Here is a 13,520-nt window from a genome sequence, read left to right as displayed (position 1 = left end):
ATGTTTAAAAAACGTCGAATTTTATGATATAATTTCAGTTTGATAAGTAGTATTGCAGCATGCAACTTAATGCTGCCATTTTAATTTTAAGGTAGGTTTTCACACGTGAAGATAGCACTCATTACAGATAGTACTAGTGATATAAGCCCAGAAGAAGCCAAGGCCAATGATATTACAGTAGTACCTATTCCGGTTATTATTGGAGATAATCAATACATGGATGGGGTAGATATTACTGCAGAGAAGCTTTTTGAGCTAGAACGCGATGGAGCACCTTTTCCTAAGACTTCGCAGCCTAGTCCGGGTACTATGCTTGAATTATGCCAAAAATTGAAAAATGAAGGTTATGAAGCTATTATTGCTATTCCCTTAACATCTGGTATTTCTGGCTTTTATAACAGTTTAGTTACTTTAGCTCATAATCATCCTGAATTTAATCTTTATCCTTATGATCCAGCAATGACTGTTCGTTCAATGGGAAATCTAGTGCTAGCAGCTGCTAAAATGATTAAAAATGGTTGGGAACCTAAAGAAATTCTAGCTAAGTTAGACGAAATTAGAGATACAATTGATGTTCTTTTCGTTGTAGATGATTTAAATAACTTAGTGCGCGGCGGCCGTTTGAGTAATGCGAGTGCTTTTATTGGTACCATGCTTCAAATTAAGCCACTTTTAACATTTAAAAAGGATGATTATCAAATCGTAAGTTTTGATAAAGTTCGTTCCATGAAAAGAGCTGTTAAGAAGGCTGAAAATATCACTATTGAGCGAATTAATAATTCGCCTATTAAGGATAAATTGTCATTAGCAGTTTATAATTCTAATGATTTAGAGCAGGCTACTAAGGTTAAAAATGATTTTCAAGCTGCTTTCCCTAATATGACCATTAAAATGTTCAATTTTAGTTCCGTAATTGCTACCTATTTAGGAGAAAAATCTCTTGGTATTACTTGGATGGCAGACATAGATAAAATGGACTTTAGTAAAAAATAATCATATCAAAAATAGGAGAGCTAAAGTTGCTTTCCTATTTTTTTAATAAAGTAAATTATATGAACTTTAAACGAGAGTGATTAAATGAAAAATAAGTTTTTAAAAATAGTAGGGCTAGTCGCTGGTATTGGTCTAGGACTGGTAATCGTTTTTCAAGTTATATTAGCTATGAACACAAGTGCTATTAAAAATAGTAGTCCTACCGCTGTTAATTCTGCTACAAGTAATAGTAGTGACAAAGAAATTATTGCAGAAGCACTCAATACCGATTTCAAAAGCTATAAATTTAATGTAAAGAATTCACCCGGAATTCAAGCTACAAGAACTTGGACTGGGGAATATCAAAATGATCCACTTAAGGCACAAGCTAAAGTTGATAAGACATCTATGTGGCTAAATGAAGACAAAGTATATCAAAAAATGTGGGATAATACTGGTAGTCCAAAGTGGAAAGCTTCTTCTACTATGACTCCTAATAAAGTAGTTAGCCAATTCGACCCAGCAATTATTTTAAGCGGAAGTAAAGCAATTAAAGGCGATATGAAACTTAAGAAATCTGGTTCTATCTATCGCGTTAGCTACAGTGGTAATAGTCTAAAGTTCTGGAATAAGACCCACAGTAAGCTAATTAAAAAGCTTAAAGGTAATGCATCTGGATTAGACAATGAGGGAGCCCTTAAAAAGTTAAAGGTTGAATATACCTTAAAAGAAAAGGGCGGCCACTTAGTCTTGACGAGCTTTTCATTCTACTTGCGTTTTGCTTATGCTGGATACGACATTTCTCAAGAGGGGACATATACAGAAATCAATGCAATTAAGGTAAGTACTCCAAAAGCATTGAGAGCTAAGACAGCAACAAAGAAGAGTCATAGAGTATACCATCCAAAAGCCGATGATAGTTTTGATATTGATATTGGTTCTGGAAATTCAAATACTCAGTCTAGTCAATCAAGTGAAAGTTCTTCAAGCAGTAGCCAACAATCCAGTTCATCACAAAGTAGCAAATCAGAAGAACATAATGACGAAAGTCAACATTCTCAAAGTCAAAGTAGTACATCAACGCAATCTTCTGACAATAAAGAATCTAGTCAACAATCACAAACCAATAATAGTAACAACAGCTCAGATACGAACCACAATAATCAAGGACAGGCACAAAACAACCAACAATCTGCTGCTAGTCAGCAAAGTCGTTAATTAAAAAACGATTTGAAAATCTTTTTTAGATCTTCAAATCGTTTTTTTTATGTATAAATTAATTTTTACTTTTTATAGAATCTCGAATCAGTTTAAGAAATAGACTTGCAACATTTGATAGTTGATTTCTTGAACTCCAAATCAAACGATTATGGTCAATAATTTTAGGCTCAAGTGGTAAAAAGCATAAGTTACTCTTATCTAAAGGAAGCAAATCTTTATATATCAATAGGCAATAAGGTCCCTTGTCTACGAGATACTGCAAATTATCAGGTAAGTTAAATGTAGCCACGATATTTAACTTTTGTGGCTCAGTATACCAATCTCTAAAGTTATTAGAATCAGCCGTATGTTTCGACATAATGATAGGATAATTTTGTAAATCTTCGGCAGTAACATAGGAATGATCAGCTAATGGATGATTTTTACTTACAATCACACCATATTCATTAATTTCAGGAAGGGTCAGACTATTAAAATTTTGAGTAGTATCATATTGGCCCATTGTAATTCCAAAGTCTAATATTCCACGCTCAAGCTTGCTTTCAATCATGGATGAATTTCCATTAAAGAAGTGAATTTTTACTTGAGGATAGTTCTGTAAAATTCGATGTATAATATCCATTACACGTTTAATTGCAATACTTTCGCCTGCTCCGATGTATAATTCACCAGATATAATTTGAGAGCGTTTTAGATTTTGTTGTGTTTTATTGGTCAAAGAAATTATTTCTTCTGCATGTTCCTGAAGATAATATCCTTCTTGAGTAAGAGTAATTTCCTGATGTCCACGATAAAACAAAGTTACGCCAAGTTCAGCCTCTAAATTTTTCAATTGGCGTGAAAGCGATGGTTGACTAATATGAAGAGCTTCAGCTGCCTTTGATATATTTTTTGCTTCACAAACCGCAAGAAAATATTTTAAAACTCTTAATTCCATGAAGTGTTCTTTCCTTTTTAAATAAAGTATACACTTTTATTATAGGCTAAATAATAAGATTAGAGTTGAATTAATCAGAAGATTTATATCTATTTATTTTATTTAGTGCCGCTTTTTGTTTTTTTTGATCTACATGAGTATATAAATCAGTAGCAGTTGTTCCTTTCTGACCCAATTGCTGTGCTACTAGCACTTGATCCTTAGTTACTTCATAAAGTTCACTAGCTAGCGTATGGCGTAACTTATGGGGAGTAAGAGGTTTCCCAAAAGCTGCAGAATACTTGTTAACCATTTTCTCAACTGCATTAGTGGTTATCCTTTTAGTCTTTCCATGCCATCTAGTTAAAAAGAAAGCAGTATCTTCTTTTTCAGCATGATACCGATCGGCACGTATTTCCCTATATTTCTTTAAATAAGGAATCGTCCATGCAGCAATAGGAACACTATCTTTTTGACCACCTTTGCGTGTAACATCCAGCATAGCATCTTTTAAATTAATATTACGCATATTTACGCCAACACATTCAGAAACTCTAATTCCAGTTCCTAAAATTAATGCAATAATCGCCATATCTCGCTCGTGATTCTTTTTAAAGGCAGGTAGGGACTGCTTATTACATTTATGTACATATTCATTTTCAATAAAATCTAAAAATTGGTATTTTAAATCTCCCATATACATATGTGACTCTAAAACATGAGCTCTATAATTTAAGGTTTTAGTATCATTTAATGAGTTAATCTTTAGCATGACATTACGATCAAAATATGGTTCACCATGATTATTGTCAGAAGTAATCGTTAAGAACTTATAGAGGGAGCGTAGAGCATTAATAGAACGATTAATGGTAGTTGGCGAATTTAAGCGACCTTGTTGGTTTTTAGTATGTTTAAGATGATGAATGTATAGCATAACATCATTTCTTTGTAGATTTTCCAACGTCGTTACTTCAATTTCTTTATTAGAAGAAACCGAAGCAATATTATTTTGTCTTAGCCAGTCGAAAAAACGTCGAATTTCAGTTAAATATTGATAGGTTGTAGTTAATGAATGAGAAGTTCCTAGATTGTATTCCTTTACAAAATCTGGCATATTAGCCAATTCTTGCTTAATAAGTTCTAAGTATTTATTAGTTTCCAAATTATAGTCTCCTCGAACGTAGGTTTGTATAATATTATATCTTATTTATTGACCTAAAAAAAGTTTTGTTACTGTCCCCTAGCCGGAAAGAGGGGAGACAAGCTAGTATACTATGGAAAAGGCTGGTAATTAGTTATAAAGCGTATAGAATTTAGATCAATTTACAACTAATAAGATTCGAACAATAAATTAATCCAAAAAGAACGGATTTTTAGTATAAATAAAGGTAATTTAAGAAAAAGCATTAAGTAAAAAGCAATTATTGCTGTAAATAAGCGTAGTTTCAAAGCATGAATAATAAAATTAACTATAATGTATGAGAATTTAAGGTTAAATAGGAGATAAACATAAGCTGAATAAAGGGTATTAAAGGAGAATAAAAGTATTAGTTCAAAAATGATATAGTAAAATATTTAAAATATTGGACTGAATTACATATGGTTAAAATAAATTTGTAGCTGTTGGGAACAAAACAAATTTTTAAAGTTAACTTTAAAAGAAAAAAACAGATCGATTTGAATGAATTAAAAAAGCTATATTTTATAGGATATACATCTACACCTTTCATTAAAATTATTGTTTTAATGAAAGGTAATTTTAATGAAAAATCATGTATTATTGCCCCAGCTAGGAGTAATATTGTCCTAATTTATTACTCTATGTATTACCATGATCATATTCAGTTCTAAGCTTTTATCTGAGAATACTTATTACTTGTACAACTAGCTTAAATCCACAAATAAGCTCTAGCAATAGCAAACATTTAGCATAGAACATATAGCAGAAAATTTAAATCAAATGATTAACTGCTAACCAATAATTATTTTAAAAGCCATAGAATGGCCGTCACAGCATCACAAAGTTATAGATAAGAGATAGACATAGCTATAAAAATTTTTATTTAAGCTTACAATGAAGATTCAAAATAAAAATCCTTAACTTATATTTTTTAGTCGGTAAGAATCTAATTAACTCAGAAAAATTATTTTAGATATGTTGATAAAGATTTAACTGCCTAAAACATAATTCATATGAACAAGGTACTTTTGATATATTCTATACTTTTTATATTATACTTTACATAATATATATTATACGAATTTATACTTTCATGATTTATTAGCTCCTTTTCTCTAATCCTTACCACTTATTTTTTCTAAATAAAAAATCTCACTAGATTGAACTGCGGATGCAATGGTTCAATCTAGTGAGATTTTTAAACATGTACTAAAAATTTTAACGACTAGTCATTTTTAAAATTTAATTTTTTCCGTTTACTTAATGAAATTGTATAAACAACATTAATAGTTCCCAGAAGTAATACTGCAAACCATATAGTTTTTAAGAAAAATACTTTTTGAAGTAATGCTGACACAATAGCGCCAAGTGCAAAAGCAATAACTAAAAACATATAGTTAACAGCTGCATTATGCTGAGATTTATCTTCACCAAAGAAATATGCACTCCAGGCAACGACAGATTTTTTTAAATTACCAGTTGTAAATGCATTATTATATCCCATACCTTCGATCTTACTAAAGGAAGCATTTTGAACAGCCAGTCCAAAGGCAATTACGGGCACGACATAATAATTCGGGACAGTTTTAGGAACAAAGCCTACGCCTAAGCAAATAAGTAAAATTGGAAATAGACAAAATACCCGCCAATAATTACTTTTAACGTATTTATGAAAAAGACCTACCAGTAATAACCCTAAAATAAATGCAATAAATGTAGTTGCTCTATTTAACATACCAGCTATATTGTGATCAGCAAATGCTGAAGCAAAGAAGATAACATTTCCTGTTTGACCTGCAGATAAAGTATGTCCTCGTTGAATATAAGTATAAGCATCAATAAAACCAGCTGAAAAAGTTAAGGATGTAGCTAAAATACGTGATTCTGATGGCCGATACTTATCATTAGTAAATATATTCATATTTAACCCCCGTGTTATAAGCCCAAATTAAAAACATGATCAAGGTAGACCATGTTTTTAACTGAATTAATCTTCAATCTGAATGTTCTTAATAATTACATCTTCTTTAGGCTTATCATTTGCCTTATCACGTGGAACCTTTGCAATTTCATCAACGACATCCATACCATCAATTACTTGACCAAAAACTGTATGACGACCATCTAACCACGGGGTTCCACCCTGTTTATATGCTTTTACAATTTCTTTTGGATAGCCAGCTGCATCCATTTCTTTAATCATTCGTTTAGGCACATTCTTATTTTGAACGATAAAGAATTGACTACCATTAGTATTAGGACCAGAATTAGCCATGGAAAGTGCACCACGTAAGTTAAAGAGTTTATTTGAAAACTCATCTTCAAAAGGATGTCCCCAGATACTTTCACCGCCAGTACCGTCACCCTTTGGATCACCACCTTGGATCATAAAGTCACTAATTACACGATGAAAAGTAGTATTATCATAGTAACCCTTTTTAGCTAAACGAACGAAATTTTCTACAGTCATTGGAGCATCTTTTTCAAATAATTGAACTTTAATATCTCCATGATTAGTTTTAATTACTGCTTTTGGACCTTTTACATTTTCCAGGTCTAATTGTGGATATTCCATTTTAGTCCTCCTATTTTTAATCTGTTCTAGTCTATTCTACTATTTATTACTAGACACTTCATTAATCTATTTCTTCTTTCAAATATTTCCTAATAGTATCAAGCATAATTTGCCCATATGCTTTTAATTTTGCTTGACCAACACCTGAAATATTCAAAAAGTCTGTTTTTGTTTTAGGTTTTTGAAGTGCCATATCTCTTAATGATTTATCAGAGAAAATATAAAATGCTGGTATTCCCTGCTCTTTAGCTAACTCTAAGCGTGTTTCCTTTAAACGCAAGAATAGGTTATTTTCCTTTTCTGAAATTTGATTAGTAAGTTGTATTGATTTTATGATATTTTTTGAAATCTTTTGACTTACTTGCTTTTTATCATCTAAAACGTCCCATCCTAAATTAGTTACATGAACTACAGGATATTGAGTATCTGTTAACTCCAAGTAGTTATGACTGATTAGATAATTAATTAAGTCTAAGGCAGCCCTCTTCTCTAACTTCAAACTACCATAATTTTTAAAATTAGATGCCCGAATTTCTCGCATGCGCTGATTATTGGCACCTGTAACTACATCGGCAACTACATTTTTGCCAAAGCGTCCATCAAGTTCATAAATTGTTGAAATGATTTTTTTGCTTTCTGCAGTAATATCTTTTTCAATAAATGTTCCCAAACAATTAGAACATTTGCCACATGGAGAGCAAGTCTGACCAAAATATCTGACGATAAATTGTTGTAAACATTCCGTTGTATTGACGTACTTAGTAATTGCAGCTAATTTCTGATATTGAATTTTTTGGTATTCATCATCTAAATCAGATTGTTCAATAAACCAACGATATAGTCTAATATCTTTCGGATGATAAATTAATATTCCTTCACATGGCTCTCCGTCTCTGCCTGCTCTCCCGGCTTCTTGATAATATGATTCTAAGTTTGGAGTACTATTAGCGTGAATTACAAATCGAACATTTCTTTTATCAATTCCCATACCAAAAGCATTTGTTGCAACAATCACTTGTACCTTATCGAATTGAAAGGCATCTTGTACATCAGCTCTTTCTTTATTAGATAGCCCAGCATGATAACTCGCTGTTAAAATTCCATTTTGAGCTAAATAGTCAGTCAACTCTTCAACATTTTTTCTTGTACTCGCATACACAATCCCTGATTGATTGGGATGCTTTTTAATATAATCTAAAAGATATAAGTTAGTATTTTTAGGATTATTTACTACCTTGAAGCTCAAATTTGGTCTTGCAAATAAAGTAATAACATAATTTTCAGCCGGAATCTTTAATTGATCTGCAATATCTTTCTGCACTGAAGGGGTTGCCGTTGCTGTTAAAGCTAAAATATTAGGCTGGCTTTTAATTGACTTTACTCCCTCCATAATTTGGCGGTACGCAGGTCTAAAGTCATGTCCCCATTGAGAAATACAGTGGGCTTCATCTACTGCAACTAAAGAAATATCCAAAAAGTTTAATTGATAGCGAAAATAATCCATTGCTAACCGCTCAGGAGTTATGTATAAAAGTTTTATTTTCCCTTCATAGGCTTGTCTCAAGATTGGATTTACTTCTTCTTGAGGAGTTGCTGAATTTAAAGCAGCAGCATTAATGCAATTTTGTTTTAGAGAGTCTATCTGATCCTTCATTAAGGAAATTAAAGGAGATATTACCAATGTTACACCAGGGTTAACCAATGCTGGTATCTGATAACACATTGACTTTCCTGCTCCAGTTGGCATTACAGCTAAAACATTTCTTCCTTTAAGAACTTGCTCAATAACTCGCTCTTGTCCAGGACGAAAAGTTGTATAACCAAAAACATTCTTTAGTACTTCTATTGATGATTTCATTTTCCTCTACTAAATAAAAAAACAAGTATGAAAGGATCATACCTGTCTTTTTCTAAATTAAACCAAATAATTAAGCTTCAAAAGCGTTAGTTAATGGAGGAACAACTTGTTTCTTTCTTGAAACAACGCCTGGTAATTTAACTTCTGAATCTGATAATTTAGCGTTAAATGCTTTTTCAAATTTAGCTTTTGATTCATCACTACCTACTACTAAAGCTTCTGAATCTGAGTCAAGAATGTTGGTAATTAAAAGCATAAACATATCGTAACCTTCACGCTTAGAAGCTTCATCCATAGCCTTTAAGAAAGCGTCTTTACGTTCTAAGGCTTCTGGTAAATCAACAACGTTAATTTGTGCTACACGAACGTTGCTACCGTTTAATTCAAAACTCTTAGCATCTAAATCAATTAGGTCTTCTTCTGACTTGTCAGCAATATTAGTACCAGCTTTAAGCATCTTAAGACCGTATTCTTTGTAGTCAACACCAGCAATATTTGCTAAAGATACAACAGCTTCTTTATCTTGGTCAGTAGTAGTTGGTGACTTTAAGAGTAAAGTATCTGAGATAATAGCTGAAAGCATAATTCCTGCAATATCTTGTGGAATTTCAATTTCTTTTTCGTTGTACATTTGCCACATAATGGTACTGGTACAACCAACTGGAGCTGCACGGTAGTATAAAGGATCAGCAGTATTGAAGTTCATAATACGGTGGTGATCAACTACATGAGTTACTTTAACCTTATCAATGTCAGAAACACTTTGTTGAGGTTCGTTATGGTCAACAAGCATTACTGCATCAACTTCATTTGAAGCAGTTTTAATAACACGAGGTGCAGTAAAACCAAACTTATTTAAAGCATACTTAGTTTCATCATTAGCTTCACCTAAAGCAACAGCTTCGGTATCGTAACCTAACTTATTTTGTAAGTATGAGTATGCAATTGCTGTTCCGATTGCATCTGTATCAGGATTTTGGTGACCAAAAATCAATTCTTTTGCCATTATATAGAGCTCCTTTAAAATTATATCTACCTAATTATTTTAGATTAAAAGTTAAACTTAAGCAAATCTATCACGCATTAAAAAGGCATCCTTTTGCTATAAAAAGAATGCCTTAAAACTAAATATTAACTTTAATATCCTCTAGTCTACTATCATAATCTTTCTCTTCAATAAACTTATCCCACTCTTTTAGGAAATTGATTAGTCGAGGTATTTCACTCTTATTTTTACGATAAATAAAACAACTTTCAAAGTTTGTCTCACTCTTTGTCTTTACTGGAGATAATGTAATTTCAGCCTTGTGTGCCTTATAAAAACTCTTGGAGACATAGGTATGGTCAGTTTATTCAGCAAATTTGATTAATTGATACGGAGCAGTAAAGGTTACCGTAGTATTTAGTTCATTGTTTGGAAACTCACTAGCATAGAAACGACGAACAATTTGTGGTAAATAGTAGTCCTTAGGATAAGCAGCCCATTTATGCTGAGTTGTTTTATTAAACTCATTTTCTGGATCGTGAGTTAAGAAAATAACTTTTTCAGGATAAATTTGTTTTGCCATATACTGTTTCATGTTCTTCACAGTTGAATTATGATCTGGCATGTAAAGAACTGCTAAATCTAATTGATTATTATCTAGTCTATCCCAAAGCTCTGTCCTATTATAGAAACCCACATGTAATGTTATATCAGGATATTTATGGTTGAATTTAGCTAAGAATTGATCAATTACTCTTGCTTAAATAGTAGATAATATTCCTAAAGAAATAGTTCCGGTATCTGATTTAGTGTATTGCTGAATACTGTCTACAGCATTATTAACTCTTGAAAATAGTGCTTTTGCTGTCTCTTCCATCTTTAGGCCAGCATCAGTTAAATATAATTATTTGCCCATTTGGCCAAATAATGGTGACCCAACTGCTCGTTCAAGTTTTTTAATTTGTTGCGTTAAAGCCGGCTGAGTAATACCTAAAATTTGAGCTGCTTGCGTATAACTCATATTATCAATTAATTGAAGAAAGTAACGTAACGATTTCGCGGATAAAACCGCATCAATATTTGTTTTCATAATTGAATACCTCTTATATAAATATGGAATAATAGCTAATGAATAAGATTTTTAAATACAACTAATTATTTTCTGATAGTCCTTTATTAAAGCTTAATATTCATCTCACGCTTTTTATAATAACGCCTGTGCCAATAATAAAAAATTTTGCATAAAATGCATACTATTTTCCTATAATTCTTATTTTAATAAAAAAACTAAGGATAACAGTTAAATCATTATCCTTAGTTTTTAACTAATTAAAATAAATCTTCAGTTTTATCTCTTCCATCTGCGATTGGCTGACCAAGCGTTAATGAGACAGGAGTCCCATCTGTCATTGGGTCTAGTACAAAAGATCCATTTGAGTAGCGATCGCCCAATGGGAATTCAGAAGTATTAAGCTCAATATGACGATTACTAGAAGTATTCAGATGGAGAATATGATTTTCACCATAACTACTGATTGCCATAATTCGATGAGGCTTAGTCTTAAGTTCACGTAGTACAAGGACACCTCGTTTTGCACGCGTAATTTTATTTATAAGGTTAAGTTTGAGTTGCTTAAAGGCTCCCCGTTGAGTGATGATTCCAACCTTAATTAAATCAATATATTTAGGATCAGCTAAAACATAATTTACTATGTAGTCATCATCTTTAAGGTTAACGGATTTAACACCAACTGCTTTTGAGCCAGATGTAGGTATCTCACTAATATCAAATCTTACTGCATATGCTTGATTAGTAATTAGAGTAATTTCTTCTTTACTATCAGGTTGCACTTGATCAATACGGATAACTTTACTGTCATTACTCTTAAGCTTAATAGCAGTAATTGCACGAGACTTATATGTTCTAGTAGGTTGTAAATCTGCTAATGTAACTTGTTTAATATATCCATCGTTAGTAGCAATCAAAAAGTTTAAATTGGCCTTTAAATCATTAACTTCAAACACCCGAATAATTTCTTCATCACTATCAAGACCAATTTCTTGAGACAGGTGCTGCCCTGTTTCTTTCCATTTTGTTTCAATTAATTCATGTACTGGACGATAAATTAGGTTTCCTTTATTAGTAAAAATATAAAGATTATCCAAGGTAGACATTGTTTTTTCAAACACAACCTTATCACCAGCAGGCAATCCATTATCTTCATCATCGGTTGATTGGAATGAACGGAGAGATGACCGCTTCAAATAGCCGTCTTTACTTACTAATACTCGTACATCTTCATCAGCTACTAGAGCTTTTTCATTAATTTCAATTTTAGCTGCTTTAGCAGTAATTTCTGTTCTTCTTGGTGAACCAAATTCTCTTTTTACCGCATTTAATTCTTTAACTACAACTCTTTCAAGAACCTTATTATCACTTAATATTTCATTGAACTTTTCGATTTTTTTATTTAAATCTGCTTGTTCCTTTTTAAGTTGGTTAACATCAGTATTAGTTAAACGGTATAACTGCAAAGAAACTATAGCTTCCGCTTGATTAGTAGTGAAATCATACTTAGCAATTAAATTCTTTTTAGCATCTTTTTTATCTTTAGAAGATCTAATAGTTTTGATTACTTGATCTAAAATATCTAAGGCATGAATAAGACCTTCAACTATTTCTAGACGCTGTTTAGCCTTCTTTAAATCAAATTCTGTTCTCTTAGTTACAACATCTTTTTTATGTGCTAAGTAGGAAGATAAAATACGCTTTAATCCAACTTGTACGGGAGTCATACGATCAATAGCAACCATATTGAAATTGTATGAAACTTGTAAGTCAGTGTTTTTAAATAGATAGTTCAAGATGTTTTGACTATCAGCACCCTTTTTAAGTTCGATTACAATTGAAAGACCGTGACGATCAGTTTCATCTCTTACTTCTGAAATACCGTCAATTTCCTTATTTAAACGGATCTCGTCAATTTTCTTAACCATCATTGCTTTATTTACGCCGAAAGGTACTTCGGTTACAACGATTTGCTGACGATGTCCTTTAATTTCTTGAATTGTAGTCTTAGACCTAACTTGAATTCTTCCACGACCAGTTTCATAGGCCTCTTTAATGCCCTTAGTTCCTAGGACAATGCCACCTGTTGGAAAATCAGGTCCCTTAACAAATTTCATCAAATCATCTGTTGTAGCATCGGGATGCTTTAACAGGTAAACAGCTGCTTCAATAACTTCAGCAAGATTATGAGGTGGAATTTCAGTTGCATATCCAGCTGAGATACCTGTTGATCCATTAACTAATAAGTTAGGAAAGTGGGCCGGTAAAACTGTTGGTTCATACTCTGTATCATCAAAGTTCAAAATCATTTGAACAGTTTCTTTATCAATATCTTGTAAAAGCAAATTAGAAATTTTACTTAAACGAGATTCGGTGTAACGCATGGCTGCTGGACCATCCCCATCCATTGATCCATTATTACCATGCATTTCAATTAAAGGTTCTCGCATCTTCCAATCTTGCGATAAGTGAACTAAAGCACCATAAATAGAACTGTCACCATGAGGGTGAAAGTTACCCATAACATTACCGACAGCTTTTGCCGCCTTCTTATAAGGCTTATCATATGTATTATTATCTTTATACATCGCATACAGAATACGACGTTGAACTGGTTTTAAGCCATCTCGAATATCTGGGAGAGCACGTTCTTGGATAATATATTTTGAATATCGTCCAAATCTTTCACCCATAACTTCTTCAAGAGGTAATTCCCTAATTCTTTCATTTGTTTGTGTCATCTA

General features: G+C 32.3%; 9 protein-coding genes and 1 pseudogene. 2 read left to right on the top strand and 8 right to left on the bottom strand.

The genetic code is table 11. The features are described 5' to 3' along the window. Positions 1-105: 105 nt before the first annotated feature. Both HMPREF0528_RS02800 and HMPREF0528_RS02795 read left to right on the top strand, forming a co-directional pair. Entirely contained in the window at positions 106-993 is an 888-nt protein-coding gene (locus tag HMPREF0528_RS02800) for a DegV family protein (RefSeq protein ID WP_004894848.1), read from the top strand. Positions 994-1,077: 84 nt separating this feature from the next. Continuing rightward, positions 1,078-2,190, top strand: coding sequence for a hypothetical protein (locus tag HMPREF0528_RS02795; RefSeq protein WP_004894846.1), 1,113 nt, complete (start codon positions 1,078-1,080; stop codon positions 2,188-2,190). Between the two features lie 58 nt (positions 2,191-2,248). Here the strand turns inward: HMPREF0528_RS02795 and HMPREF0528_RS02790 are convergent, their stop codons facing one another. From HMPREF0528_RS02790 to parC, 8 genes and pseudogenes are all read right to left on the bottom strand, one after another. Further along, positions 2,249-3,130 carry a LysR family transcriptional regulator gene (locus HMPREF0528_RS02790; RefSeq protein ID WP_004894844.1) on the bottom strand — a complete coding sequence of 294 codons (882 nt, stop codon included), beginning with the start codon at positions 3,128-3,130 and terminating at the stop codon, positions 2,249-2,251. 70 nt (positions 3,131-3,200) lie between these two features. Beyond that, positions 3,201-4,271 (bottom strand): tyrosine recombinase XerS, encoded by a 1,071-nt coding sequence (xerS, locus tag HMPREF0528_RS02785; protein WP_004894842.1) that lies wholly within the window; start codon positions 4,269-4,271, stop codon positions 3,201-3,203. A gap of 1,243 nt (positions 4,272-5,514) precedes the next feature. After that, on the bottom strand, positions 5,515-6,210 hold the full coding sequence (locus HMPREF0528_RS02780) for a YoaK family protein (RefSeq protein WP_004894838.1): 696 nt from the start codon (positions 6,208-6,210) through the stop codon (positions 5,515-5,517). Between the two features lie 66 nt (positions 6,211-6,276). Continuing rightward, on the bottom strand, positions 6,277-6,864 hold the full coding sequence (locus tag HMPREF0528_RS02775) for a peptidylprolyl isomerase (RefSeq protein ID WP_004894833.1): 588 nt from the start codon (positions 6,862-6,864) through the stop codon (positions 6,277-6,279). A 61-nt stretch (positions 6,865-6,925) separates the two neighbouring features. Then, entirely contained in the window at positions 6,926-8,722 is a 1,797-nt protein-coding gene (gene recQ / locus HMPREF0528_RS02770) for a DNA helicase RecQ (RefSeq protein ID WP_004894831.1), read from the bottom strand. Positions 8,723-8,792: 70 nt separating this feature from the next. Continuing rightward, a complete protein-coding gene (locus HMPREF0528_RS02765; RefSeq protein WP_004894829.1) occupies positions 8,793-9,728 on the bottom strand; it encodes a manganese-dependent inorganic pyrophosphatase in 936 nt (311 codons plus the stop codon). 118 nt (positions 9,729-9,846) lie between these two features. After that, positions 9,847-10,797: pseudogene (locus HMPREF0528_RS09720) on the bottom strand (LysR family transcriptional regulator). A gap of 239 nt (positions 10,798-11,036) precedes the next feature. Next, complete coding sequence (gene parC / locus HMPREF0528_RS02755) at positions 11,037-13,517, bottom strand: DNA topoisomerase IV subunit A (RefSeq protein WP_004894818.1); 2,481 nt, start codon at positions 13,515-13,517, stop codon at positions 11,037-11,039. Positions 13,518-13,520: the final 3 nt, after the last annotated feature.

It is taken from the genome of Lactobacillus johnsonii ATCC 33200 (genome assembly GCF_000159355.1).
Classification (GTDB): domain Bacteria; phylum Bacillota; class Bacilli; order Lactobacillales; family Lactobacillaceae; genus Lactobacillus; species Lactobacillus johnsonii.
Note: the sequence above shows the minus strand (reverse complement) of the source record. Positions and strands in the feature narration are given on the sequence as shown.

Coding starts and splice junctions, on each gene's coding strand:
- HMPREF0528_RS02795 (WP_004894846.1), top strand. CDS start 1,078: ATGAAAAATAAGTTTTTAAAAATAGTAGGGCTAGTCGCTGGTATTGGT.
- HMPREF0528_RS02790 (WP_004894844.1), bottom strand. CDS start 3,130: ATGGAATTAAGAGTTTTAAAATATTTTCTTGCGGTTTGTGAAGCAAAA.
- HMPREF0528_RS02780 (WP_004894838.1), bottom strand. CDS start 6,210: ATGAATATATTTACTAATGATAAGTATCGGCCATCAGAATCACGTATT.
- HMPREF0528_RS02775 (WP_004894833.1), bottom strand. CDS start 6,864: ATGGAATATCCACAATTAGACCTGGAAAATGTAAAAGGTCCAAAAGCA.
- recQ (WP_004894831.1), bottom strand. CDS start 8,722: ATGAAATCATCAATAGAAGTACTAAAGAATGTTTTTGGTTATACAACT.
- HMPREF0528_RS02765 (WP_004894829.1), bottom strand. CDS start 9,728: ATGGCAAAAGAATTGATTTTTGGTCACCAAAATCCTGATACAGATGCA.
- parC (WP_004894818.1), bottom strand. CDS start 13,517: ATGACACAAACAAATGAAAGAATTAGGGAATTACCTCTTGAAGAAGTT.